We start from the raw sequence: 23,285 nt of genomic DNA on the forward strand, positions 1-23,285 counted from the left end.
GCCGGAGGGCGTGCCACGCCCGGACCGGGCCGACGGCCCCGGTGTACGGCGCGCCGGACGTGGCACGGAGGCCCCTTCGAGCCGTTCGCTCCGGCAGGAGCGCCTGGTTTGGCCCGTTAGCGCCCCTCGTGGGGCGAAGCGCGCATTGACCCCGCTCCGATGCGCCCGTATGCTATAAGGCGCGTCGCGGGCCTGCGCGCCTCGGACGGAGTAGGTCGCGCTCGCATCTGTTGTATGTCCCCTCGGTTGTCGAGGCGTCTCCGGTTCAAGGGCCCGTTCGGGCTCGCGGGCCACCAGGAGAGCGCTTCTCAGGCTGTCCGGCTTCGGCAGTGCGATACTGGGCCTCCGGCGTAGCAGTGCCTACGAATGTCCGTACCGGAGCCCTTTACCACATGACGAGCAGCACCGAGACAACCGTGACCACCCCGCAGGTTGCGGTCAACGACATCGGTTCCGAGGAAGCCTTCCTCGCCGCGATCGACGAGACGATCAAGTACTTCAACGACGGCGACATCGTCGACGGCGTCATCGTGAAGGTCGACCGGGACGAGGTCCTGCTCGACATCGGTTACAAGACCGAGGGCGTCATTCCCTCGCGCGAGCTGTCGATCAAGCACGATGTCGATCCCAACGAGGTCGTCGCCGTCGGTGACGAGATCGAGGCGCTTGTCCTCCAGAAGGAGGACAAGGAAGGCCGCCTGATCCTGTCCAAGAAGCGCGCCCAGTACGAGCGCGCCTGGGGCACCATCGAGAAGATCAAGGACGAGGACGGCATCGTCACCGGTACCGTCATCGAGGTCGTCAAGGGCGGCCTCATCCTCGACATTGGTCTGCGCGGCTTCCTGCCCGCCTCCCTCGTGGAGATGCGCCGGGTCCGCGACCTCCAGCCGTACGTCGGCAAGGAGCTCGAGGCCAAGATCATCGAGCTGGACAAGAACCGCAACAACGTGGTGCTCTCCCGCCGCGCCTGGCTGGAGCAGACCCAGAGCGAGGTCCGCCAGACCTTCCTCACCACCCTGCAGAAGGGTCAGGTGCGCTCCGGCGTCGTCTCCTCGATCGTCAACTTCGGCGCCTTCGTCGACCTCGGCGGTGTGGACGGCCTGGTGCACGTCTCCGAGCTCTCCTGGAAGCACATCGACCACCCCTCCGAGGTCGTCGAGGTCGGCCAGGAGGTCACGGTCGAGGTCCTGGACGTCGACATGGACCGCGAGCGCGTCTCGCTGTCGCTCAAGGCGACCCAGGAAGACCCGTGGCAGCAGTTCGCCCGCACCCACCAGATCGGGCAGGTCGTGCCCGGCAAGGTCACCAAGCTGGTGCCGTTCGGCGCGTTCGTCCGGGTGGACGAGGGCATCGAGGGTCTGGTGCACATCTCCGAGCTGGCCGAGCGCCACGTGGAGATCCCGGAGCAGGTCGTCCAGGTCAACGACGAGATCTTCGTCAAGGTCATCGACATCGACCTGGAGCGTCGCCGGATCAGCCTCTCGCTGAAGCAGGCCAACGAGAACTTCGGGCCCGACCCGATGGCCGTGGAGTTCGACCCCACCCTGTACGGCATGGCCGCCTCCTACGACGACCAGGGCAACTACATCTACCCCGAGGGCTTCGACCCGGAGGCCAACGACTGGCTGCCCGGCTACGAGAAGCAGCGGGAGGAGTGGGAGCGCCAGTACGCGGAGGCGCAGTCCCGCTTCGAGCAGCACCAGGCGCAGGTCATCAAGTCCCGCGAGGCGGACGCCCAGGCCGAGGCCGAGGCCGCCGGCTCGGGCGGCGGTGGCCAGCAGAGCGGCTCCGGCGGCGGCTCGTACTCGTCGCCGCAGACCGAGGACTCGGGCGCGCTGGCGTCCGACGAGGCCCTGGCGGCGCTGCGCGAGAAGCTGGCCGGCGGCCAGAGCTGATCGCAGACCGCGAGGTCCGCACCGTTGTGACGGCGAGGCCCGCACCCCCTCGGGGGTGCGGGCCTCGCCCCGTTTCCGCCATGGGAATGCCGTGCGGGAGTGGGGTGTTGTCGCGTGAGTACGCGAAACAGCGGAAGGGGAGCGGTCACGGTGCGCGATCCGCGGGAGTTGTACTCATGGGAGCCGCGCGGCCTGGCACAGGTCGACGAGGCGACCGGCGGCTCGGACAGCGCCGGCCCGGTGCTGATCTATCACTTCGAGGGCTTCATCGACGCCGGCGAGACCGGTGGGCAGCTGATCGAGCAGCTGCTCGACGGGCGCCCCTACACGACGGTGGCCAGGTTCGACCACGACCGCCTGATCGACTACCGCGCCCGGCGGCCGACCATGACCTTCCGGCGCGACCGGTGGACCTCCTACAGCACGCCCGCCATCGAGCTGCGGCTGCTGCACGACGCCACGGGCCAGCCGTTCCTGGTGCTCTCCGGCCCCGAGCCGGACGTCGAGTGGGAGAGCTTCGCGCTCGCCGTGCGGCAGATCGTCGAGCGCCTCGGCGTGCGGCTCGCCGTGACCTTCCACGGCATCCCGATGGGCGTGCCGCACACCCGCCCGGTCGGCCTCACTCCGCACGGCAACGGGGCGGCCGAGCTGATGCCGGGACACCGGAACATGTTCGACGAGGCCCAGGTCCCTGGCAGCGCCGCCGCCCTCGTGGAACTGCGCCTCTCGGAGGCCGACCACGGAGTGCTCGGCGTCGCCGCGCACGTCCCGCACTACATCGCCCGCTCCCGCTACCCGGACGCGGCGCTCGTCGTGCTGGAGGCGGTCACCGCGGCCACCGGTCTGGTGCTGCCCGAGACGGCGCACGCGCTGCGCGGCCGCGCCCTGAAGACGCAGGACGAGATCGAGCGCGAGCTGGCCGAGGGCGACTCGGAGCTGGTGGCCGTGGTGCGCGGCCTGGAGCAGCAGTACGACGCGATCGCCGGGGTCGCCGCCCGAGGCAGCCTGGTCGCCGAGCCGGTCGAGCTGCCGTCGGCGGACGAACTGGGCGAGGTCTTCGAGCGTTTCCTGGCCGAGCGGGAGGACGGCGAGGGCGAACGATAGCCTGCGGGCATGCGGACAGTGGGCCTGACCGGCGGCATCGGTGCCGGCAAGAGCGAGGCGGTGCGGCTGCTGGCCGCGCGCGGGGCGGTGATCGTGGACGCGGACCTGATCGCCCGTGAGGTGGTCGCCCGCGGCACTCTCGGGCTGGCAGCCGTGACGGCAGAGTTCGGCCCCGAGGTGCTGACGCCCGAGGGCACGTTGGACCGGGCGCGGCTCGGTGAGATCGTCTTCGCCGACGAGGCACGCCGGCGGGCGCTGAACGCGATCGTCCACCCGCTGGTGGCCGCCCGCTCCGCCGAACTGCAGGCCGCCGCCGGGCCGGACGCCGTCGTCGTGCACGACGTGCCGCTGATCGCGGAGGGCGGGCTCCAGGACCGCTACGACGTGGTCGTCGTGGTGGACGCCTCCGAGAAGACCAGGCTCGACCGCCTGGTGCGCCTTCGTGGCATGACCGAGGAGGAGGCCCGCGCCCGGATGGCCGCCCAGGCCACCCGCGAGGAGCGCCTGGCCATCGCCGACTTCGTGCTCGACAACGACGGCACGCTCGACGACCTGGAACGCCAGGTCGACGAGCTGTGGCCCCGCCTCGCCGGGGCCGCCTGATGCGACGGAACCGCTGAGCAGGCCAGCCACGACGGCACCGCGGATGAGAGGTGGCCTGGCGCGGCACTTCCTGCGGAGCGCTCAGCGGTAGCGGATCAGGTGCAGGGCCCTGATGCCCTCGGTCTCCAGGGACGCCGACTCGCCGGTCATGCTGTCGAGCAGGATGATGCCGTCGGCCGTGCACATGCCGTTGAGCAGCAGGCCCACGGACTCCCGGCCCCGGGCGTCGCTCCTGCGGACCCAGACCACCGCCCTGCTGCCCTCGGGGAAGCGCGCCAACTCGGCGGTCAGCGACGGCCAGTCGGCGTGGTCGCTCGTCGAGAGGACACCGCCGAGGCGGCTCATCGTCGGGGCGAGCCAGGCGGCGGGGCCGGGCTGCGGGGGCGCGACGGGCGGTGTGCCGCCTTCCTGCCACTGGCGGAGCCAGGGCCAGGGCGCCGAGTTGGGCAGGGCGAAGGGCTGGGCCGTGTTCCTGGGGACGACCAGGGCGGCGTCCAGCATGCCGTCCGCCCAGTGGCCCGTTTCGGCGAAGCTCTTGGTGTTGCAGGCGAAGAGCCAGCCACGCGGCCCCTCGTCCGCGGGATCGGGGGCGACGAGGACCACCTCCCCGCCGTATATCTCGCCGAGCCAGGCCTCGGCCTTGGCGACCGCCGCGTCGAAGCTCTCGGCCGGCGTCTGCCAGCGCGGGCCGGCGGCCACGGGCGCGGCTGTCAGGCCGGGGCTGGGGGCCACCGCCAGGACGAGCTCTCTGACACCCTGCGTCTCGGTCCGGCCAAGCCGGCCGGCCATCGGGTCGACCAGCGCGACCTGGCCCTTGGTGTGGTGCGCGTAGAGCAGGTGGCCGCTGGACTCCACCCCGTGGAGCTCGCGGCGTATCCACACCAGCCCCCGCGCGTCAGGGCCGTACACCTCGACCTCGGTGGCCAGTTCGTTCCAGTCGTCGAACGAGACCACGTCGGCGTCGGGCGAGAACTGGCGCACCAGCCGCTCCCACCAGCCCGGGCTCTCGTGCTCGGGCCGCCATGGCAGCGGCGTCGCCTTCGCGCCGCCCAGCGCCGCGTGCATGGCCAGGACGCAGCCGCGGGCGTTGGTGCGCCGGGCCTGGGCGAGCGGGTCCCGGGGGGTCGGCGCGGCGTCGAAGGCCGCGAGGTCGGCCCCCGGGTCGTCCGTCGCCGGGTGGAACGGCGTGCTGGCGTTCTTCGGCACGGCCAGCGACGCGTTGAGCATGGCCGATCCGTCGGTCGTGGTACAGGCGAAGAGCCAGGTTTCCGGCGTCTCCTGGACGGGGGCAGGGCCGTGCAGCGAGACCCGGCCCCGGTAGGTCTGGTCGAGCCACCGCTCGGCCCGCTGCCGGGGGTCACTCATCGCGGGGCCCGAGCTGCGCCTCGAACTCGCTCACGGACCAGGCCGAGGGCGGCCACCACGGCGTGGACCCGTCCTTCGGCACCAGGAGCACGCGCGTCATGGGGGCCTTCGTGAAGTCCCCGGTGTCCAGATGCTCCTGGGTGTCGAAGCGCACGGCCCACACGGTCCGATATCCCTGCGTGAGCTCCGGCTGCATCACGAACGTGTACTGCTCGTTCCGATAGACATTCTGCAGATATTCCAGTGCGATCCGCATCGCTTCGTCTTGCGAAATCATGTGGATATTCCCTCGTGGAGTCCGGAGCGCTAGCCCCGATAGGGGAGGTGGGATATCGAGGATACGCCTTCTTCCAAGTACCCCAACTGGCCTGACTGGCCGTCCAGGAAGACGATCCCCTGCGGGGAATTGACCGCGTTGAAGACATGGGCCGTACCGTTGGGCCTCGAAATGTACACGACGCTTCTCGCCCCCTCTCCTCTGCGTATCAGATTCTGGGCGATGTCGTCGTAACTCGTCGCGTTCTGCCATTGCACACTCTCTGCGCGCAACGCCGCCTGGTTCACAAATCCGGGACCCGCCATCGGTGCCGCGGTCGCCCGGAAGCCGTCGAGCCGGCGGTCGACAGCGACGACACAGTTCGTGCAGTTCTGGGTGTAGCCGGGGTAGCCGGTGAAGTTCACCTCGTTGAGCCACGGGTAGTTGGTGCTGATGAACTGTTGCGCGTCGGCCGGATTCATCGAGCCCGCGTGGATGACGGGCGGCGGCTGCCGCCTGAGCCCGCTCGCGACGCGGCGCATCGCCACGCCCATGCCGCGGAGACCGCCCCGCAGGGCGGTGATGCCGCCCCTGAGCCCCATGGCGAGGCCGCCGAGGGTGGTGAGGCCCTTCATGCCGGGGATGCAGTCAAGCGCCGCGAACGCCACGTCCCACAGGGTCGCGCGGCCGTTGGCGTAGTCGTAGAGCGTGTCGGCCAACACCACCAGCGCCGCCGCCAGGACGACCAGGGCCAGCGGTCCGCCGATGATCATGACCACGATGCCCAGCACCGCGACGACGACCTTGCAGACCTCGACGATGGTGTCCCAGTTCTCGGACACCCAGTGAACGGCGTCCTCCCACCACCGCCGGTTCTGGATACCGGCGTCCGACGCCTCATCGATCTCGTCCGCACAGACCCGGGCCGCGTCCTCACGCATCTCCTTGGCCTGCCGGGCGAGTTCACGCGCGGCGGAGAGCGCCTCCTCGGCGGCGTCCACGCGGGACCGGGCGGAGGAGGCCGCGCTCTGGGCGGCGGTCGCGTCACGGGTGGCGGCGCGGACCTCGGCCTCGGAGGGCGGCTCGATGTCGTCGCGTTCGCCCTCACGTTCAAGGCGCTCGGCCTCGTCGCCGGCCCGGGAGACCCAGTCCTGGGCGTCGGAGAGCGCGGCCTGCGCGGATGAGAGGTCGGCCTGCGCCGAGATCGCGCGGTCCAGGGCGCGGTCGGCCATGCCCTGCGCGGTCTCCAGCTTCGGCCAGTACGTCTGCAGCGCCTGGGCGGCCATGTCGTAGGACGTCTGGAGCTTCTGCAGATTGCCGGGCACGCCGTCGAACTCGGCGCGGAACGCCTCGGCCGACAGGCCGGCCCAGTCCAGGACGGCCCGCTCCTCGGCCATGCCCCGGACGCGGCCAAGTGCCTCGCCGACCTCGTCGGCGAAGGTCTGGAGTTCGTCGGCGAGGTACCGAACGTCGTCCGGGTCACCGGGTGTCGGGTCCGAGTCCATGTCGACCGGAGACCAGTCAGACGGCCGTGCCATGTTCCGTGTCCCCCGTGTGATCAGCAGATCAATGTGTCCCCGGCACGGTAGACGCCAGATCGTGCCCGACTCAACCGGGGTCCTGTCGCAGGTTCGTCGCAGGCGTCACCGACCGCCGGCCGAACCGGCCTCGGGCCGACGGCGTCAGCCCTTGCCCCCGCCCCCTGCGCCGCGGCGGAGTGATGGCAGCCGGCGCCTGGCGCGACGCGCGGTGCCGGCGATGCGGCGCAGCCGGGGGTAGCGGCGGCTCTCCTCGCGGGACATCCGGTCCAGCTCCTCGGCCAGGTGCGCCGAGCGCTTCTCGATGTCGAGCTCGTCGAGCATCCGGTCGACGTCGGCCAGCAGTGAGCCGTGCAGCTGCCACTGCTGCGGATGCTCCTGAACCCGGGTCAGCAGCAGCTTCGCGACGTGCTCCCGGCTCAGCCTGGCGGCGTCGAGCTCCACCGCGAGGAACTTCTCGGCCTCGTCGGCCGCGCTGCTGACCTGACTGGTGATCAACGTGGCGAAGCTGTCGATGGCCCCGGCCAGGTAGGTGAACAGCTCGCGCAGCGCCGACGCCACCTCGGGCGGGAACAGCGGCTCGTCGGTGCGGCGGGTGGCCAGGTCCGTGAGGTTGCGCGACATGGTGCGCAGGATCACCGCGCAGGACTCCAGGGTGTCCAGGCCGGTGCGCAGCACGATCCTGGTCAGCAGTGGCTCCTTGACGCGCGGGTTGAGGCGCAGGCTCTCCTCGGCCTGGGTGAGCGTGGCGTCGACCTCGGCGATGGCCTCGTCCAGGCGGCGGGCCTCCTCCATCTTGGCGGCGATCCGGGAGACCGGGGTGCGGGGCTCGTCCGCCTCCTCGCCGAGCCGGTTCAGCAACTCCCGCATCCGGCGCGCCTGCTGCTCGATGTCCTCGCCGGCGGGGCGCACCCAGATGGGGGGCAGGATCACCAGGTTGAACAGCAGCCCGACGACCGCGCCGATCAGCGTCTCCAGCACCCGGTCCCACGCGGTCTCCGCGTGCTGGGTGACGCCGAGCACCAGCATGGCGCTGATCGCCACCTCGGGCACGAACTCGTCGACCCGCACCAGGTGACCTAGGGCGAGCGCGCTGAGGATCAGCAGCCCCAGGCTCCACCAGCTCAGGCCGACCAGAACGCTGAAGGCCGTGGCGATCAGGACCCCGGCGATCACCGAGTTGACCCGGCGCACGCCGGCGGTGAGCGTGGCGAAGAGGGTGACCTGGACGACCAGCAGCGCGGTGAGCGGGGCGAGCAGCGGGGCCGTGACGTTGGTGAGCCAGAGGGCGACGATATAGGCCAGGGTCGCCGCGGTCGCGGAGCGGAGGGTCTGCACGACCACGGGCTCACCACCCCGCTTGGCCAGATCGACCAGGCTCTCCGGTACGTCCGGCACGCCCGACCCCTTTCGTGGTGAAGCGTCCATCGACTGGCTGCCCGAGCTTACCGTGACAAGGCGGACGAACGGGGGCATTGGTGGCGGTGCGCGCTGGCCGGGCGGGCGTGGGTTCCCTGTGGCCGGGGGGCGGGTTCGTCTAAGGTGATCCCCGGTGATCAACGTGCGCTCACCGACATCGATCCGCCGTTGGCGAGATGGGGGAGGACGATGGTGCCGGCCGCCTTTGTCGATCGAGTCGACTCGATGAGCAGACTCTCCGGGATGGTGCGCGACCTCGCCGCCGGCCGGGGGCGGGTGCTCGCCGTCGAGGGCGGCTCGGGGATGGGCAAGTCGGCGCTGCTCGCCGCGTTCGTTCGGCAGGTCGAGGAGGATCCGGACCTCGACGCTCGCTGCCGGATCGTCTCGGTGCGGTGCGACCCCGAGGGCGGCCCCGACACCTCCTTCCTGATGGCGCTCGAGGCGCTGCTCGCGCTGCGGCCCCCGGCCGAGGTCGAGGGCGTCTGGCGGCGTCTCGGGTCGGCCGCCTTCCGGTCCGTGCCCCAACTGCTCGGCATGGTCGTGCCCGGCCTCGAACCCCTGATGACGGTGGGTCGGGAGGTCACCGAGGCCGCCCTGCGCACCGGATCCCTGCCAGGGGACAGCCTGCAGCCGCAGCAGGAGGCGATCGCCGCGCAGGTCGCGGGGGAGCTGCTGGCCCAGGCCGGGGCGGGAAAACCGGTGGTGATCGTCGTCGACGACGTGCAGTTCATCGACTTAACGAGCCTTCAGGTCCTCGACCGGCTGGTCGCCGGCATGCCGGACCAGCCGCTCAGCCTGGTGCTCGGCCACCGCACCAGGGACGGGATGGTCGGCGGCAACGCGCCGGCCGTCGCCGAGCTCCTGGAGCGGTGGGAGTTCGCCGACCGCCTGGAGCGCGAGCCGCTGGCCGGGCTGCCGGCGGACGCCGTCGCCGAACTGGTGCGGCTGCGGGTGCCGGGCGCCGGTTCGACCACCCTGTCCGTCCGGCTGAGCAGCGCGACGGGCGGACACCCGATCTTCGTCGAGCAGTGCCTGCGCCTGGTGCGAGCCACCGGCCTCGGACAACAGGACGCGCTGCCGGCCGAGTTGCCGATCGCGATCAGCCGCCGCTTCTACCGTCTCGCCGAGCCGGTGCGCGAGCTGCTGCTCAGCGGCGCGGCCCAGGGGCAGTCGTTCCTCTCCCGGGCCGTCGCCGAGGCCACCGGGGTGCCGCACGACGAGGCGGTCGAGCTGCTGCGCAGGACGGCGCGGGACCACGGCCTCGTCAGGGAGCGGGCCGACCGGCCCGAGTGGCTGGTCTGGCTCGGCTCCGACCTCTACGAGTTCGAGCACGCCGCCCTGCGGGAGGGGATCTACGCCGAGCTGACGGCGGCCCAGCGGATGCGCCGACACGCCGACCTCGCGCGGGTGCTGACGGAGCTCGCGCCGCAGGCCGGGGCGGACGGACCGCCGTGGGCCCTGCGGCTCGACCTCGCCGCGCAGCTGCGCCAGGGCGGCCCCGGCTGCCTGGCCGACTCGGCGGACGTCCACCTGGGCCTGGCCAGGGAGGCGGCCGTGGAGGGGCTGTCCTTCTCCGACGCCGAGCGCTACTGCACCGAGGCCATCGAGGCCGCCCGGCGGCTGCGGCCGGACGGCGGCGCCCGGGACCGGCGTCTCGCGGAGGCGGCCGAGCTGCTGCTGAGCCTGACGGAGGTGCGCTGGCGTGGCCAGGGACCGCACGCCGGCGTGCCCGACATCGACGCGCTCGCCGCCGAGGCGGAGGCCGCTGCCCGCCGGCTCGCCGATCCGCGGCTGCTGGCCCGCACCGCCCTGCAGCGCGGCAAGACCCTCATGGCCACGCAGGGCCTCGAACCCTCGCTGGCCAAGCTGCGGGAGGCCGTGGAGCTCGCGGAGCGCGGCGGCGACCAGGTCACGCTCTTCGTGACGCTGGTCGAGTACGGGCGGCAGCTGCCGAAGAGCGATCTGCACGCCGGCATCGAGGTGCTGCGTCGGGCAGAGGAGATGTACGCGGCCGAGCCGAGCCTGGGCCGCAGGGACGACCCGGTGCTCCAGCACGCCCGCAACCTCAACCAGATGCAGCTCGGCGTCAACCTCTTCGACGCCGGCCGCTTCGGCGAGGCCCACGCCCGGCTGACCCGTTGCGTGGAGCGCCTGCGCTCGGAGAAGCTTCGCGCCGAGCTGCCGATCGCCCTCAACTACCTGGCTCAGCTGCTCATCGCCCTGGGCGAGGACGCGGCGGCCGAGGCGGCGCTCACCGAGGCAAGGAGCTTCGAGGAGGACCGCGGCGGCGAGAGCGGCTGGCACGCGTACAACACGGCGCTGCTCGCCACCGTCCTGGCCCGGCGTGGCGCCGGCCGGGAGGCGGCGCGGGAGCTGGCCGAGGCGGGCTGGCTGGAGACCGAGCGCACCTGGCTGGCCAACCTGGTGCCGATCGTGCGCAACCTCTACGCCCAGGTGGTGCTGGAGACGGCGGCCGGGCCCGGCGACCTCGACCAGGCGGAGCGTCTCGCGCTGGCGACCTGCGCGGAGACCGAGCACAGCGGGATGACGCGCAGCACCATCGCCGCCCTTGTGCTGCGGTCCCGGGTGCTGCTGCGGCGCGGCGCCGTCGACGAGGCGGCCGCGGTGGCGTGGCAGGCCCTGGCGATCCTGGACCGGGAGGGCGACAAGCCGGCGCTGCGCACCGAGGAGGTGCTGTGGCACGCCGCCCGGGCGATCCGGGCCGCGGGTGGCAACGCCGAGGCCGAGGCGCTGCTCCGGCGGGCCGGGGCGGAGGTCCGCCGGAAGGCGGACAGCATCGGCGACGCGGAGCGGCGGCGGCGCTTCCTGACGGAGGTGCCGCTGAACCGCTGGATCCTGGAGGGGACGGCCGGGGACTGACGGGCTACAGTGCGACGAGAGCAGGAAGCGGGGATCGGCATGTTCACGATCACCAAGGAATTCCACTTCTCGGCCAGCCATGTCCTCGACCGGCTGCCCTCGTGGCATCCCTGCGCCCGCCTGCACGGACACAACTACGTGGTCGTGCTCGAACTCTCCGCCCGGGCCGACCAGCTCTCCGCGACGGGTTTCGTCCGCGACTACCGGGATCTCGACGACTTCAAGAAGTGGCTCGACGACACGCTGGACCACCGGCACCTCAACGACGCGCTGGGTCCGGACCTGCCGCCCTCGGCCGAACTGCTCGCCAAGTGGATCTTCGACTCGTGGCGCGACCGGATCCCCGAGCTGACGACCGTGAGCGTCTCCGAGACCCCCAAGACCTGGGCCCACTACCGACCGGGAGGCTAGGCCTCGCCCTCGGGCAGCATCCCGCTGGCGCGCGCGATCGCGTCGACCTCCAGGCTGTCGCTGTCCCGCTGCTCCCTGCGGAGGCGCTCGCCCTCGTCCAGGCGGCGGCGCATCTCGGCCAGCCGCTCGGGATCGTCGGCGACCTCCCGCGGCACCAGCGACCTGGCGCCCTTGACGTGCTCGCCGTCGCCCAGCTCAACCACCACGTGGTCGGCCCGGTCCTCGTGGCCCGGGGAGAGCGCGCCGACCAGGCCCATCAGGGTCAGCATCTCGCCCTGCACCTCGGGCGTGAACAGCTCCTGCTCGTCGGACTCCAGGTGCAGCCGCATCATGCCGCCCCCGCCCGTCAGCCAGGCGTTGAAGGCGCGCATCAACAGAATGAACTGACTGGCGGGCATCCGGGCGCGCAGCGCCTCCACGTACAACTCGAGCCGCGCCCGCCCGGTCTCCTTGTCCATTGCTCTATCGTGCGACCGTCGGGACGCGGAGGGAAGGACGCCTCGACCCGCGGTGACCCGCTACGGGTGGCTCGTGTCGATCACGCAAAATCTGTTGCCCTCGGTATCGGCGAGGACCACGAAGTCCGGGTCCTCGGGGTAGAGATCCCAGTCCACCCGCTCGGCGCCCAGCGCGACCAGCCGCTCCACCTCGGCCGCCTGGTCCGCCGCGTCGGCCGCGTACAGGTCGAGGTGGACCCTGGGGTGCCGCTGCGGCGGGGTCTCGCTCAGGCCGAGCGCTATCCCGGGCCCCGAGCGGTCCGGCGGCACCAGCACCGCCCAGTCGTCCTCGACCTCGTCCCTCGGCACGTAGCCGAGGGCCTCGCTCCAGAAGGCCACGGCGCGGCGCACGTCCGCCACACCCAGCACAATCGTTCCGATACCCAACATGCGGTCGATGGTAGGAGGAGCCACTGACATGCGTCTTTCGGCGATCACCTGGGAACGGTTGGCCGGCGAGCTCGCGGCGCGTGTGGACGAGGCGTCGGCCGGCGACGGCGGCCCGTGGCGGCGCGTGCTGGTGGACGGCGCGCCGGCGGCCGAACCGGGGGCGCTGGCGGGCGAGGTGGCGCGCGAGTTGCGAGTGCGCGGGCGGGCGGCGCTCGTGGTGGGCGCGGCCGGTTTCCTGCGCCCCGCGTCGTTGCGCTTCGAGTTCGGCCGCCAGGACCCGGACGCGTACTACGAACGGTGGCTGGACACCGGCGCGTTGTGGCGCGAGGTCCTGACGCCGCTCGATCCGGACGGCACCGGCCGGGTGCTGCCCGACCTGTGGGACGCGGAGCGCGACCGCGCCACGCGCAGCGACTACGTGACGCTGCCGCCCGGCGGAGTGCTGCTGCTCCACGGCGCGTTCCTGCTCGGGCAGTGGTTTCCGGCCGACCTGGCCGTGCACCTCGCCCTGAGCCCCGGCGCGCTCGCCCGCAGGACCGCCGAGGGACTGCGGTGGACGCTGCCCGCCTTCGACCGGTACGAGGCGGAGGTGCGGCCGGCCGAGGCGGCCGACGTCGTGATCAGGGCCGACGACCCGCGCCGGCCCGCCTGGGGCGTCAGGGCGGTGTGACCGGAATCGACTCCTGAGGCTGCTGAAGTGGGGCGAACCGGCTCCAGCCGGTCCCAAACCTGCCACACTGGGTACTCGCGCGATAGGCGGACGGTGAGCAGGGGGCGGCGGATGAACGGCGAAGTGAGACCGTACACCAAGGACGAGGTGCTGCACGCGGTGGCGCTGATCCAGGCGCACCTCGCGGAGGACGAGGAGGCCGTGCGGGCGCTGCAGGACGAGTCGGAGGAGAGCGCCCGGCAGTGTGCCCGGGCGATGTTCGCCCTCGCGCACATCATCGTCTTCGGCCAGATCATCCCGGAGATGTGGGTGATCAGGAAGAACCTGGACTTCGGGCACACCAGCCACGTGCCCGAGCTCAACCTCGCCATCCACGTGCTGAAGCGGATGGAGGAGCGGGTCGAACTGGCCCATGTGCATCCCGTGGTGGGCGCCCTCTCCGCCGGGGACGTGATGGACCTGATCGTGCAGTGCACGGGGACGAGGATGGAGGACGTGCCGGGCTTCCTCGACTCGGTTCGCGAACGCACGCTGCGCTCGGGGGAGTTCTGAGTGTGAGTCCGTGTCAGCCCGCGGCGGGCATGGTGAGCACCGCCGCCCCGTTGACCCGGTCGGCCGCGAGGTCGTCCAGCGCCCGGTCCGCCTCCTCGAAGGGATAGGGCACCACCGCCGTCCTGATCGGGTGTGCGGCCGCCGTCGCCAGGAACTCCCGCCCGTCGTCACGGGTGTTGGCCGTCACGCTGCGCAGCGTCCGCTCCCGGAACAGGTGGCGCTCGTAGTCCAGCGACGGGATGGCGGAGAGGTAGATGCCCGCGACGCTCAGGGTGCCGCCGCTGTCCAGCGCCGTCAGTGCCACCGGCACCAGATCGCCCACCGGCGCGAAGAGGATGGCGGCGTCCAGCGGTTCGGGCGGCTGGGCGTAGGAGTCGGCGGCCGAGGCCGCGCCGAGTTCGAGGGCCAGGACGCGGGCGGCCGGGGCCCGGGTGAACACGTGCACGGTGGCGCCCTCGGCGAGGGCCACCTGCGCCGTGAGATGGGCCGAGCCGCCGAAGCCGTAGATCCCGAGCCGGCCGCCGGGCGGCAACTCGGCCCGGCGCAGCGCCCGGTAGCCGATGATGCCGGCGCACAGCAGCGGGGCGAGCTCCTGGTCCGAGTAGCCCTCGGGCAGCTCGTAGGCGTAGGCCGCCGGCACGGTCAGGTACTCGGCGTAGCCGCCGTCCGCGTCCCAGCCGGTGTAGCGCGACGAGGGGCACAGGTTCTCCTGGCCGCGCCGGCAGTAGCGGCAGGTGCCGCACGTGCGGCGCAGCCACGGCACGCCGACCCGTGATCCCACGGGGTGCCCCACCGCGTCCGGGCCCGCGGCCACGACCTCGCCGACGACCTCGTGTCCCGGCACGACGGGGGACCGGTGCGGCGGGAGGTCCCCGTCGCGGACGTGCAGGTCGGTGCGGCACACGCCGCAGGTGCGCACGCGCACCAGCAGCTCGTCGGCGGCCGGCGTCGGCACCGGCAGCTCCACCGCGTCGAGGCGGCCGGGGGTGCGCACCACCCAGGCGCGCATGGTCGTGGGGATCGCGCCCACGTTCTCGTCCATGCCGCACAAGGTACCGGCGCGGGGCGAGCTGACGGCGTTTTGGGAGTGCGGGCCACGGATCAATAGGATCCGAAGATGATCATAAGACGATGGTCGGCGGCGGCTCTCAGCGCCCTGTTCGCCGTCCTGACGACGGGCGCCCTGACGACGAGTGCGGTCGCCGATCAGTCCGAGCCCGAGGAGGGGCCACCGCCGCGGGTCGAGCTGGTCCTCGACGTGAGCGGCTCCATGCGGGAGCGCGACATGAGCGGGGGCGAGTCCCGCATCGCCGCCGCCCAGCAGGCGTTCAACGAGGTCATCGACGCCGTCCCCGACGAGGTGCACCTCGGCATCAGGACGCTCGGCGCCGGCAACCCGGGCGACGACCGCGAGGCCGGCTGCCGGGACAGCGAACAGCTCTACCCGGTGGGTCCGGTGGACAGGACCGAGGCCAGGACCGCGGTCGCCACCCTGCGGCCCACCACCGGCTTCACCCCGATCGGCCTCGCGCTGCGCGGCGCCAACGAGGACCTCGGCGACGAGCCGGGGACCCGGAGGATCGTGCTGATCACCGACGGCGAGGACTCCTGCGGCGAGCCGGACCCGTGCGTGGTCGCCCGCGAACTGGCCGCCAGCGGCACCAACCTGGTCGTGGACACCCTCGGCCTGACGCTGGACGACGCGGTGCGCGAGCAGCTGAGCTGCATAGCCGAGGCCACCGGCGGCACCTACACGGCCGTGCAGGACTCCGACCGACTGGCCGACCGGCTCAACCAGTTGGTGGACCGCGCCGAACTGCCGGTGGAGACCCCCACCGCGGTGACCGGTGCCGACCTCTGCGCGGAGGCGCCGTACCTCGGCGTCGGCGTCTACAGCGACCGCGAGGAGTTCAACCAGCACCGCTTCTACCAGGTGGCACTGACGGCGGGGCAGGAGCTGCGCGCCTCGGTGAGCGTCGCAGCCGACCGCCCGGTCAACCCGGACTACGGCGTGCTGCTGCGCGCGCTCGACGGCGATGGCCGGGAACTCGTGCGCGGTACCGGGGCGGACAGCGGCCGCACCGACGTGATCTCCACGGGGCTGCGCTACGCGGTGCCCGAGGTGGACGACGCGGACGTGGCGCCGGGCGGAGCGATCGGGCCGGACGTCGTGTGCCTGGAGGTCAGCAGCTCGTTCTCCGCGCCGGACGCCGTCGAGCGCACCCCCGGGCTGCCCGTGGAACTCACCGTCGACGTGGTGTCGGCGTCGGACGATCCGTCCGACGTCGCCGCCTTCGGCCTGGCCAGGGGCTGGGTGCCGCTGGTGCTGCTGACGGTCGTCGGCCTGGTCGTCGGCCTGGTGTGGGGCCTGTGGGCCCGTATGGGAACCGCTTCGGGGAGGGCCTGATGGGCAGAACACCGCGACTTTCCCTGCTGACCGCGGCCGTGCTGCTGGCCGGAACCGGGCCGGCTGCCGCCGCGGAGGACGTGGAGATACCGGCCGAGGCGGGCACCAACTTCAGGACCGCCACGGTCCTCGACCAGGGGCAGCGTGGCGGCGCCACGGCCTCGGCCGGCGACTACCTGTACTGGACCTTCCCGGTCGCGGCGGGCCAGACGGCCACCGCCGAGGCCACCGTCGACTTCTCCCCGAGGGTGGACCGCACGGGCCCCTCGATCTGGCGGGTTGACGTCTACGACGGGCTGCGCCGCCGGCAGGCGTGCACCGGGGGCGAGCAGCTCGCCACGGCGGCGGAAGACGCCGGCTCCGTGACGCTCAGCTGCACCATCCGCACCGTGCGGAGCTGGGCCGAGCCCTGGTCCGACGACCCGCTGCCCGGCGCCTACTACCTGCGGGTGACGGTGGCCGAGCTCCCGGAGCGCGACCTCGGGCAGCCGATCGATGTCGAGGTCACGACGGCGGTGGAGGACGCGGGCGGCTCGGCGGACCGCGGCGGCGAGCTGGCCACCCCACTGCTGCCGGTCGGTGCCGCGGGGCCCCCGGCCGGCGAGGACGAACCGGGCGAGGACGCGGCCGAGCCCTATCTGGCCGCCCTGCCCGAGCCCGAGGGCGGCTGGAGCGGCGGCTGGTGGACCCCCCGCTGGCTGTGGACGGCGGGCGGCGGGGTGCTCGGCGCCCTGGCCTGCGCCGGCGGCTACCTGCTGTCCCGCCCCCGTCGCGGCGGCGCCGGCTGACGGGTCGAAACAGAGGGGGACGACGGCGGTGCCGGCGTCGTCCCCCTGGGGTGGAGTGATCGTCGGCGGCGATAGCGTGTGCGCATGGATCGCAGTGACATCGGCATAGACGAGATCCCCGGCCGGAGTGGCCCCGGTGCGACGGTCGAGGTGGAGCCCCGCGCCGTGGGCGCGGTGCGCACCACCTACGCGCCGGAGCCGGACGGCGACCCCGACCCGGGGGAGATCGTGTGGACCTGGGTGCCCTACGAGGAGAACGACGGGCGCGGGAAGGACCGGCCGGTGCTCGTGGTGGCCCGCGAGCAGGCCGCCGAGACCCTGCTCGCCGTCCAGCTCTCCAGCCAGGACCGCGACCACGACCGCGAGTGGATGCCGCTCGGCTCGGGGCCCTGGGACCGCTCGGGGCGGGAGTCCTGGGTGCACCTGGACCGGGTGCTCCGGGTGCACCCGGACGGGATGCGGCGCGAGGCGTGCGCCCTGGACCGGGCCAGGTTCCAGCAGGTCGTCCACAACCTTCAGCTGCGCCACGGCTGGCGCTGAACCCGATCGGCGAGAAGCGGAGGAGTCGAGGACCATGCCCCACCCGTCCGACATCGTGCCCCTGGAACCCATGCCCGTGGACTGGCGGCGGGCGCTGGCGATCGTCGCCCATCCCGACGACGTGGAGTACGGGACGGCCGGAGCCGTCGCCGAGTGGACCGCGGCGGGCAAGGACGTGGCCTATGTGCTGGTCACCAGGGGCGAGGCGGGGATCGACGGGATCGACCCCGCCGAGTCCGCGCGGATCAGGCAGGGTGAGCAGCTCGCCAGCGCCGCGGCGGTGGGGGTGCGCGAGGTGGAGTTCCTCGACCACCAGGACGGGGTGGTCGAGGAGGGCCCCGCGCTGCGGGCCGACCTGGCCGCGGCCATCCGGCGCCATCGGCCCGAGCTGCTGATCACCATCAACCACCGGGAGACCTGGGGCGGCCGGGCCTGGAACACGCCCGACCACCGGATCGTGGGCCGGGCCGTGCTGGACGCGGCGGGGGACGCCGGCAACCGATGGATCTTCCGGGACCAGCTGGGAGAGGGCGGTCTTGAGACCTGGGGCGGGGTGCGCTGGGTCGCCGTGGCCGGCTCGCCCGAGCCGACCCACGCCCAGGCGGTGGGGGAGGCGGCCCTCGAGCGTGCGGTCGCCTCGCTCGCGGAGCATCGCGCGTACATCGCGGCGCTCAGCGACCTGCCGCCCGAGGAGTACGCCAGGGATCTCCACCGCCAGGCGGCGGCCGTCGTGGCGGAGCGGTTCGGCGGCGTTCCCTGCGTCGGATTCGAGGTTTTCCCGCGCTGATCGGTGGCTTTCCGGTGGCCCTCGTCACAGCCTCCAGACGAGCTACGAAAAGCGATAGAAGGGAAATGTGACAAGAGGCCCGGGACTTTCGGCCCGGGGGTCCTGGCAGAACGGCAGGGGGTTCGGACGCCTGCCGGCCCCGGGGGTGACAGCGCAGGTCGGAGGGGCTTCAGTCGGGCCGGGGCGGATCGCCCCGGCCCGTTTCTTCTGGGGTGGGGCCCCTCGACGGAGGGGTGTGGAGGGACTTTCCTCCCTCGTTTTCACTACGCGGTCGTCTAGTAACAACGGTCCTTGAAAACGGGCAAACCGGTCGTTATCAATGAGATTCGACCGGCTGATTTGATGCTTCTCGCTCGGGTCTGGCCGGATGTCCCCCCGAATCGCAGAGGTAGGTCCCCCATGCCGAACACCACCGCGAACCAGCCCCGCAAGATCTTCGGTGTCCGCAAGCGAGTCGCCGCCGTCGTGACGGCCGCCGTGTGCGGTTCCGTGGCTCTTACGGGCGTGGCGGCGGCGGCCGAGGGCGGCCACGCCGACGTATTCGCCTCGCACACCGCCAGCCAGCTGGCCGACACGACGCAGAGCCAGGCGCACGCCCAGCAGACGGCCGCCAAGGCCGCCGAGGCCCAGGCCGCCGCCAAGGCGAAGGCCGAGGAGGCCGCCCAGGCCGCCGCCGCCCAGGCCGCCGCGCAGGCCGCCGCCAAGGAGAAGGCGGAGAAGTCCTGGGTGTCGCCGATATCCGACGACTACTCGCTGACCGCCACGTTCGGCAACAGCGGTGACCGCTGGGCCCACAAGCACAGCGGCCAGGACTTCGCGGTGCCGGTCGGCACCGACGTCCACGCCGTGCACGGCGGCACCGTCGTCAAGGCCGGCGGCAACGGCGCCGGCGACGGCCCCGCCTACGGCAACGCCGTCGTGATCAAGCACTCCGACGGTGTCTACACCCAGTACGCCCACCTCTCGAAGATCGAGGTCCGGGTGGGTGAGCGGGTGTCGACCGGTGACCTCATCGCCGAGTCCGGCAACACCGGAAACTCGAGCGGCCCGCACCTGCACTTCGAGGTGCGGAGCACGGCGAACTACGGCTCGGCCGTCGACCCGGTCGCCTTCCTCAAGAAGCACGACCTGGACATCTGAGCCGGCGAAGAACCACCGTCGAACCACGCGCTGACCCCCCGGCCCCCCGTAGGCCCGGGGGGTCAGCGCGGTGTGACGGGGCCGGGCGGCCGTGGCTCCGCCGCCTCCGGCCCCCGCTCAGAACAGTGGCGCCGGGAGCACCCCCTCGAGCGCGAGCAGCGCCCGCTTGGTCTCCAGGCCGCCGCCGAAGCCGCCTATCCCGCCGTCCGCCGCGAGCACCCGGTGACAGGGCACGATCACCGGCAGCGGATTCGCCCCCATCGCGGCGCCCACCGCTCGCGCCGCGCCCGGATCGCCGACCCGGTCGGCCAGCTCGCCGTACCCGACGACGCCGCCGAACGGCACCGAGGCCGCGAGCTCCCGCAGCACCTGCCCGGTGAAGCCGGGCGCGAGCGACCAGTCGAGAGCCGTGTCGAAGGACCGCAGCCGCCCCGCGAAGTACGCGTCGAGCTCGGACCACGCCCCCTCGATGAGCGGGCCGGCCACCGGCTCCTCCGCCGCCGGTACGGGGCGACGCCCCAGGACCCCCTCCAGACGGGCGAGCGCCCGCCTGGACGCGCGGTCGTCCGCGTGGAAGACCACGAGCACCAGGCCGCGCTCGGTGGCGGCGAGCAGCAGGGGCCCGATGGGCGTCTCCCGCACCGACCAGGCGCAGGTGGGCCGGGGATCCTGCTCGGGCCCCGCGGGCCCCTCGCGCGTGTCACGACTCATGTGGGGCAGCCTAGGCCGCCCCACTGACAGTCGGTCGCTCAGTCGCCCAGGCCCGCCCTGACCCGGTCCGGGAAGTCGGTGATGATCCCGTCCACCCCGAGTCCGGCGACCGTGGTCGCCGTGGCGGCGTCGTTGATCGTCCAGGAGTACACCTCGAGCGGCCTGCCGTGCGCGCCACGGACGGCCTGGATGCCCGCCACGTACTCGGCGGTCAGGTCCCGGTACCGGGGGTTGACCTGGTCGACGAACTCGGCGTATTCGGGCACGTCGGCCAGCGCCGGGGTACCGAGGAAGCCGGTGACCACCCGGGGCACGAGCTCGTGCACCGTGCGCACCGAGTCGGCGTTGAAGCTCTGCACCACGAGGCGGTCGCCGGGACGGCCGCGCAGCCACCCCTCCTCCCGCAGCTCGGCGACGATGTCCTCCTCGATGCCCGGGTAGAGCTCCGGGGACTTGATCTCGAGCAGCAGGCTCTGCCCGTTCTCCTCGAGCAGGTCCAGGTAGTCGCCCAGCGTGGGCACCGGCTCACCGGCGAACTCGGGGCCGAACCAGCTGCCGGCGTCCAGCTGGGCGATCTCCTCGGCCGTGAAGTCCGAGACGTTCCACGGGGCGCGGTCCGGGAAGACCTCCTCGACGTCGGTGGTGCGGCTGAGCGTGGTGTCGTGCAGCAGCACCAGCTCGCCGTCCGCGGTCTGCTGCACGTCGGTCTCGACCCACTCGGTGTCCAGTTCGTGGGCGACGTCCGCCGCGGCCAGGGTGTTCTCCGGCGCGTACCCGGAGGCCCCCCGGTGCGCCACGAGCCGCGGGCCCCGCTCCTGGTCGGCCGCCGCGCCCTCCGCGACCACGGCCGCGGACGCCGCCGACGCCCCGGTGGCGGGCGGGGACTCGGGGGACTCGGCGGCCAGCGAGGACGCCGACACCGCGAGTGCCCCGCCGGGGACGAGGAGCGCGAGCGCGCCGACCGTGACGAGCACGCTGATCCGCCCCTTCGGGGCGGGCTTACGCAACTTCGGCATGGGGGGACTCCTGACTTCGGGGCGAAACCCGGGCGACGCCGTGCACCCGGGCGGGGTGGGACGCGGGGAGCCTCCCCGTTCCTGGAAACGAGGAGGGAGAACGACGGTTACCGAGAGTTGAACCCGGGGGGACGACCGGTCAGCCCGCCCGCGTTGTCAGTGCCTGGTCGTACGGTTGGTGCCATGCGGCCCGTTTCTCACATCGAACGTACGGTGGCGCCCTTCGAGGTCGTCAGCCCTTATCAGCCAAGCGGCGACCAGCCTTCGGCCATCTCCGAGCTGGAGAAGCGGGTGAGCGGAGGGGAGAAGGACGTCGTCCTGCTCGGCGCCACCGGCACCGGCAAGTCGGCCACCACGGCGTGGATGATCGAGCGGCTGCAGCGCCCCACCCTGGTCATGGCGCCCAACAAGACGCTGGCGGCCCAGCTGGCCAACGAGTTCCGCGAGCTCCTGCCGAACAACGCGGTGGAGTACTTCGTCTCGTACTACGACTACTACCAGCCCGAGGCGTACGTCCCGCAGACGGACACGTACATCGAGAAGGACTCCTCGATCAACGAGGAGGTCGAGCGGCTCCGGCACAGCGCGACGAACTCGCTGCTCACCCGGCGTGACGTGGTGGTCGTCGCCTCCGTCTCCTGCATCTACGGCCTGGGCACCCCCCAGGAGTACGTGGACCGGATGGTGCCGCTCAAGCTCGGTCAGGAGATCGACAGGGACGCGCTGCTGCGGCGCTTCGTGGACATCCAGTACACGCGCAACGACCTGGCGTTCACCCGCGGCACCTTCCGGGTCCGCGGCGACACCATCGAGATCTTCCCGGTCTACGAGGAGCTGGCCGTCCGCATCGAGATGTTCGGCGACGAGATCGAGGCGCTGTCCACCCTGCACCCGCTCACGGGTGAGGTGATCTCGGAGGACGACCACCTCTACGTGTTCCCCGCCTCGCACTACGTGGCGGGGCCCGAGCGGATGGAGCGCGCCATCTCCGGCATCGAGGCGGAGCTGGCCGACCGCCTCGGCACCCTGGAGCGGCAGGGCAAGCTGCTCGAGGCCCAGCGGCTGCGCATGCGCACCACCTACGACATCGAGATGATGCGGCAGATCGGCACCTGCTCCGGCATCGAGAACTACTCGCTGCACGTCGACGGCCGGGAGTCCGGCTCCCCGCCGCACACCCTCCTCGACTACTTCCCCGAGGACTTCCTGCTGGTCATCGACGAGTCGCACAACACGGTCCCGCAGATCGGTGCCATGTACGAGGGGGACGCCTCGCGCAAGCGCACCCTGGTCGACCACGGCTTCCGGCTGCCCTCGGCGATGGACAACCGGCCGCTGAAGTGGGAGGAGTTCCTGGAGCGGGTCGGGCAGACCGTCTACCTGTCCGCGACCCCGGGCGCCTACGAGCTCTCCCGCTCCGACGGGGTGGTCGAGCAGATCATCCGCCCCACCGGGCTCGTCGACCCCGAGGTGGTCGTGAAGCCCACGGAGGGCCAGATCGACGACCTCGTGCACGAGATCCGGACCCGGGTCGAGAAGGACGAGCGCGTCCTGGTCACCACGCTGACCAAGAAGATGGCCGAGGACCTCACGGACTACTTCCTGGAGCTGGGTATCCGGGTCCGCTACCTGCACAGCGACGTGGACACCCTGCGCCGCGTCGAGCTGCTGCGCGAGCTGCGCAGCGGCGAGTACGACGTGCTGGTCGGTATCAACCTGCTCCGGGAGGGCCTCGACCTTCCCGAGGTGTCGCTGGTGGCCATCCTGGACGCGGACAAGGAGGGCTTCCTGCGCTCCGGCACCTCACTGATCCAGACCATCGGCCGTGCCGCGCGGAACGTGTCGGGCCAGGTCCACATGTACGCCGACCGGGTGACGCCGGCCATGGAGCGCGCCATCGACGAGACCAACCGGCGCCGCGCCAAGCAGGTCGCCTACAACGAGGCCAACGGCATCGACCCGCAGCCGCTGCGCAAGAAGATCAACGACATCGTGGCCACCATCGCCCGCGAGGACGTGGACACCCAGGAGCTGCTCGACACCGGCTACCGGAAGTCCGAGGGGGCCAAGAAGGGCAAGGCGCCGCTGCCCGCCGCCTCGCGGGCCGGAGGCAGGGGCGAGAAGGAGCTCACCGACCGGCCGGCCGCCGAGCTGGCCGAGACCATCGAGGAGCTGACCGCCCGGATGCGGGCCGCCGCCGCCGAGCTCCAGTTCGAGATCGCGGCCCGGTTGCGGGACCAGGTCTCCGACCTCAAGAAGGAGCTGCGCCAGATGCGGGAGGTGGGCCTCAAGTAGCGCCCGAGGCGGGGTGGGGGC

General features: G+C 72.3%; 22 protein-coding genes. 13 read left to right on the top strand and 9 right to left on the bottom strand.

Annotation, left to right across the window (positions count from 1 at the left end):
* The first annotated feature begins 392 nt into the window (after positions 1-392).
* From rpsA to coaE, 3 genes are all read left to right on the top strand, one after another.
* Positions 393-1,895: a 30S ribosomal protein S1 gene (gene rpsA, locus ACFWI8_RS23415; RefSeq protein WP_387094812.1), complete on the top strand. Its 1,503-nt coding sequence runs from the start codon at positions 393-395 to the stop codon at positions 1,893-1,895.
* A gap of 150 nt (positions 1,896-2,045) precedes the next feature.
* Positions 2,046-2,999, top strand: a complete 954-nt coding sequence (locus tag ACFWI8_RS23420; protein WP_387094814.1) for a PAC2 family protein — start codon at positions 2,046-2,048, stop codon at positions 2,997-2,999.
* A gap of 9 nt (positions 3,000-3,008) precedes the next feature.
* A complete protein-coding gene (gene coaE / locus ACFWI8_RS23425; protein WP_387094816.1) occupies positions 3,009-3,602 on the top strand; it encodes a dephospho-CoA kinase in 594 nt (197 codons plus the stop codon).
* Between the two features lie 81 nt (positions 3,603-3,683).
* Here coaE and ACFWI8_RS23430 read toward each other — a convergent pair whose 3' ends face one another.
* The 4 genes from ACFWI8_RS23430 to ACFWI8_RS23445 all read right to left on the bottom strand — a co-directional run bounded on the left by ACFWI8_RS23430 (position 3,684) and on the right by ACFWI8_RS23445 (position 8,159).
* Positions 3,684-4,967, bottom strand: a complete 1,284-nt coding sequence (locus ACFWI8_RS23430) for a YrhB domain-containing protein (protein WP_387094818.1) — start codon at positions 4,965-4,967, stop codon at positions 3,684-3,686.
* Positions 4,960-5,244: a YrhB domain-containing protein gene (locus tag ACFWI8_RS23435; RefSeq protein WP_387094820.1), complete on the bottom strand. Its 285-nt coding sequence runs from the start codon at positions 5,242-5,244 to the stop codon at positions 4,960-4,962. Before ACFWI8_RS23435 ends, ACFWI8_RS23430 begins: the two co-directional genes overlap by 8 nt.
* Positions 5,245-5,273: 29 nt before the next feature.
* Positions 5,274-6,761 (bottom strand): toxin glutamine deamidase domain-containing protein, encoded by a 1,488-nt coding sequence (locus tag ACFWI8_RS23440; RefSeq protein ID WP_387094822.1) that lies wholly within the window; start codon positions 6,759-6,761, stop codon positions 5,274-5,276.
* Positions 6,762-6,905: 144 nt separating this feature from the next.
* Positions 6,906-8,159 (bottom strand): aromatic acid exporter family protein, encoded by a 1,254-nt coding sequence (locus tag ACFWI8_RS23445; protein WP_387094823.1) that lies wholly within the window; start codon positions 8,157-8,159, stop codon positions 6,906-6,908.
* 246 nt (positions 8,160-8,405) lie between these two features.
* On the opposite strand from ACFWI8_RS23445, the gene ACFWI8_RS23450 reads away from it, so the two are divergent.
* Positions 8,406-11,060, top strand: coding sequence for an AAA family ATPase (locus tag ACFWI8_RS23450; RefSeq protein WP_387094825.1), 2,655 nt, complete (start codon positions 8,406-8,408; stop codon positions 11,058-11,060).
* 39 nt (positions 11,061-11,099) lie between these two features.
* A complete protein-coding gene (locus ACFWI8_RS23455; protein WP_387094827.1) occupies positions 11,100-11,471 on the top strand; it encodes a 6-pyruvoyl tetrahydropterin synthase family protein in 372 nt (123 codons plus the stop codon).
* On the opposite strand, the gene ACFWI8_RS23460 is transcribed toward ACFWI8_RS23455, so the two are convergent.
* The gene (locus ACFWI8_RS23460; protein ID WP_387094829.1) at positions 11,468-11,929 is read right to left on the bottom strand and encodes a hypothetical protein; all 462 of its coding nucleotides are present in this window, start codon (positions 11,927-11,929) and stop codon (positions 11,468-11,470) included. The two genes, ACFWI8_RS23455 and ACFWI8_RS23460, sit on opposite strands and share 4 nt — an antisense overlap.
* Before the next feature lie 60 nt (positions 11,930-11,989).
* Positions 11,990-12,358, bottom strand: a complete 369-nt coding sequence (locus tag ACFWI8_RS23465) for a VOC family protein (RefSeq protein WP_387094830.1) — start codon at positions 12,356-12,358, stop codon at positions 11,990-11,992.
* Positions 12,359-12,386: 28 nt separating this feature from the next.
* On the opposite strand from ACFWI8_RS23465, the gene ACFWI8_RS23470 reads away from it, so the two are divergent.
* Positions 12,387-13,028 carry a uridine kinase gene (locus ACFWI8_RS23470; RefSeq protein ID WP_387094832.1) on the top strand — a complete coding sequence of 214 codons (642 nt, stop codon included), beginning with the start codon at positions 12,387-12,389 and terminating at the stop codon, positions 13,026-13,028.
* A gap of 111 nt (positions 13,029-13,139) precedes the next feature.
* Positions 13,140-13,580: a DUF6224 family protein gene (locus ACFWI8_RS23475; RefSeq protein WP_387094834.1), complete on the top strand. Its 441-nt coding sequence runs from the start codon at positions 13,140-13,142 to the stop codon at positions 13,578-13,580.
* 13 nt (positions 13,581-13,593) lie between these two features.
* Here ACFWI8_RS23475 and ACFWI8_RS23480 read toward each other — a convergent pair whose 3' ends face one another.
* Positions 13,594-14,589, bottom strand: coding sequence for a zinc-dependent alcohol dehydrogenase family protein (locus ACFWI8_RS23480; protein ID WP_387094878.1), 996 nt, complete (start codon positions 14,587-14,589; stop codon positions 13,594-13,596).
* 108 nt (positions 14,590-14,697) lie between these two features.
* Here ACFWI8_RS23480 and ACFWI8_RS23485 point away from each other — a divergent pair, with 108 nt between their 5' ends.
* From ACFWI8_RS23485 to ACFWI8_RS23505, 5 genes are all read left to right on the top strand, one after another.
* Positions 14,698-15,987, top strand: a complete 1,290-nt coding sequence (locus ACFWI8_RS23485) for a VWA domain-containing protein (RefSeq protein WP_387094836.1) — start codon at positions 14,698-14,700, stop codon at positions 15,985-15,987.
* Complete coding sequence (locus tag ACFWI8_RS23490; protein WP_387094838.1) at positions 15,987-16,775, top strand: hypothetical protein; 789 nt, start codon at positions 15,987-15,989, stop codon at positions 16,773-16,775. Before ACFWI8_RS23485 ends, ACFWI8_RS23490 begins: the two co-directional genes overlap by 1 nt.
* An 84-nt stretch (positions 16,776-16,859) precedes the next feature.
* Positions 16,860-17,315 carry a type II toxin-antitoxin system PemK/MazF family toxin gene (locus ACFWI8_RS23495; protein ID WP_387094840.1) on the top strand — a complete coding sequence of 152 codons (456 nt, stop codon included), beginning with the start codon at positions 16,860-16,862 and terminating at the stop codon, positions 17,313-17,315.
* Between the two features lie 34 nt (positions 17,316-17,349).
* Complete coding sequence (locus ACFWI8_RS23500; protein ID WP_387094842.1) at positions 17,350-18,102, top strand: PIG-L deacetylase family protein; 753 nt, start codon at positions 17,350-17,352, stop codon at positions 18,100-18,102.
* A 399-nt stretch (positions 18,103-18,501) separates the two neighbouring features.
* A complete protein-coding gene (locus tag ACFWI8_RS23505; protein WP_387094844.1) occupies positions 18,502-19,242 on the top strand; it encodes a M23 family metallopeptidase in 741 nt (246 codons plus the stop codon).
* A gap of 117 nt (positions 19,243-19,359) precedes the next feature.
* Here the strand turns inward: ACFWI8_RS23505 and ACFWI8_RS23510 are convergent, their stop codons facing one another.
* Both ACFWI8_RS23510 and ACFWI8_RS23515 read right to left on the bottom strand, forming a co-directional pair.
* Complete coding sequence (locus tag ACFWI8_RS23510; RefSeq protein WP_387094845.1) at positions 19,360-19,953, bottom strand: methylated-DNA--[protein]-cysteine S-methyltransferase; 594 nt, start codon at positions 19,951-19,953, stop codon at positions 19,360-19,362.
* Between the two features lie 38 nt (positions 19,954-19,991).
* A complete protein-coding gene (locus ACFWI8_RS23515) occupies positions 19,992-20,969 on the bottom strand; it encodes a glycerophosphodiester phosphodiesterase (protein ID WP_387094847.1) in 978 nt (325 codons plus the stop codon).
* 183 nt (positions 20,970-21,152) lie between these two features.
* Between ACFWI8_RS23515 and uvrB the strand changes: the two genes are divergently transcribed.
* Positions 21,153-23,264 (top strand): excinuclease ABC subunit UvrB, encoded by a 2,112-nt coding sequence (gene uvrB, locus ACFWI8_RS23520; RefSeq protein WP_387094849.1) that lies wholly within the window; start codon positions 21,153-21,155, stop codon positions 23,262-23,264.
* The last annotated feature ends 21 nt before the right edge of the window (positions 23,265-23,285 follow it).

The sequence above is a fragment of the Streptomyces sp. NPDC127098 genome, assembly GCF_042722465.1.
Taxonomy (GTDB): domain Bacteria; phylum Actinomycetota; class Actinomycetes; order Streptomycetales; family Streptomycetaceae; genus Streptomyces; species Streptomyces millisiae.

Coding starts and splice junctions, on each gene's coding strand:
- ACFWI8_RS23500 (WP_387094842.1), top strand. CDS start 17,350: ATGCCCCACCCGTCCGACATCGTGCCCCTGGAACCCATGCCCGTGGAC.
- ACFWI8_RS23475 (WP_387094834.1), top strand. CDS start 13,140: ATGAACGGCGAAGTGAGACCGTACACCAAGGACGAGGTGCTGCACGCG.
- rpsA (WP_387094812.1), top strand. CDS start 393: ATGACGAGCAGCACCGAGACAACCGTGACCACCCCGCAGGTTGCGGTC.
- ACFWI8_RS23450 (WP_387094825.1), top strand. CDS start 8,406: ATGAGCAGACTCTCCGGGATGGTGCGCGACCTCGCCGCCGGCCGGGGG.
- ACFWI8_RS23465 (WP_387094830.1), bottom strand. CDS start 12,358: ATGTTGGGTATCGGAACGATTGTGCTGGGTGTGGCGGACGTGCGCCGC.
- ACFWI8_RS23510 (WP_387094845.1), bottom strand. CDS start 19,953: ATGAGTCGTGACACGCGCGAGGGGCCCGCGGGGCCCGAGCAGGATCCC.
- ACFWI8_RS23485 (WP_387094836.1), top strand. CDS start 14,698: ATGATCATAAGACGATGGTCGGCGGCGGCTCTCAGCGCCCTGTTCGCC.
- ACFWI8_RS23430 (WP_387094818.1), bottom strand. CDS start 4,967: ATGAGTGACCCCCGGCAGCGGGCCGAGCGGTGGCTCGACCAGACCTAC.
- ACFWI8_RS23470 (WP_387094832.1), top strand. CDS start 12,387: ATGCGTCTTTCGGCGATCACCTGGGAACGGTTGGCCGGCGAGCTCGCG.
- ACFWI8_RS23435 (WP_387094820.1), bottom strand. CDS start 5,244: ATGATTTCGCAAGACGAAGCGATGCGGATCGCACTGGAATATCTGCAG.
- ACFWI8_RS23440 (WP_387094822.1), bottom strand. CDS start 6,761: ATGGCACGGCCGTCTGACTGGTCTCCGGTCGACATGGACTCGGACCCG.
- coaE (WP_387094816.1), top strand. CDS start 3,009: ATGCGGACAGTGGGCCTGACCGGCGGCATCGGTGCCGGCAAGAGCGAG.
- ACFWI8_RS23460 (WP_387094829.1), bottom strand. CDS start 11,929: ATGGACAAGGAGACCGGGCGGGCGCGGCTCGAGTTGTACGTGGAGGCG.
- ACFWI8_RS23490 (WP_387094838.1), top strand. CDS start 15,987: ATGGGCAGAACACCGCGACTTTCCCTGCTGACCGCGGCCGTGCTGCTG.
- ACFWI8_RS23480 (WP_387094878.1), bottom strand. CDS start 14,589: ATGCGCGCCTGGGTGGTGCGCACCCCCGGCCGCCTCGACGCGGTGGAG.
- ACFWI8_RS23495 (WP_387094840.1), top strand. CDS start 16,860: ATGGATCGCAGTGACATCGGCATAGACGAGATCCCCGGCCGGAGTGGC.
- ACFWI8_RS23455 (WP_387094827.1), top strand. CDS start 11,100: ATGTTCACGATCACCAAGGAATTCCACTTCTCGGCCAGCCATGTCCTC.
- uvrB (WP_387094849.1), top strand. CDS start 21,153: ATGCGGCCCGTTTCTCACATCGAACGTACGGTGGCGCCCTTCGAGGTC.
- ACFWI8_RS23515 (WP_387094847.1), bottom strand. CDS start 20,969: ATGCCGAAGTTGCGTAAGCCCGCCCCGAAGGGGCGGATCAGCGTGCTC.
- ACFWI8_RS23505 (WP_387094844.1), top strand. CDS start 18,502: ATGCCGAACACCACCGCGAACCAGCCCCGCAAGATCTTCGGTGTCCGC.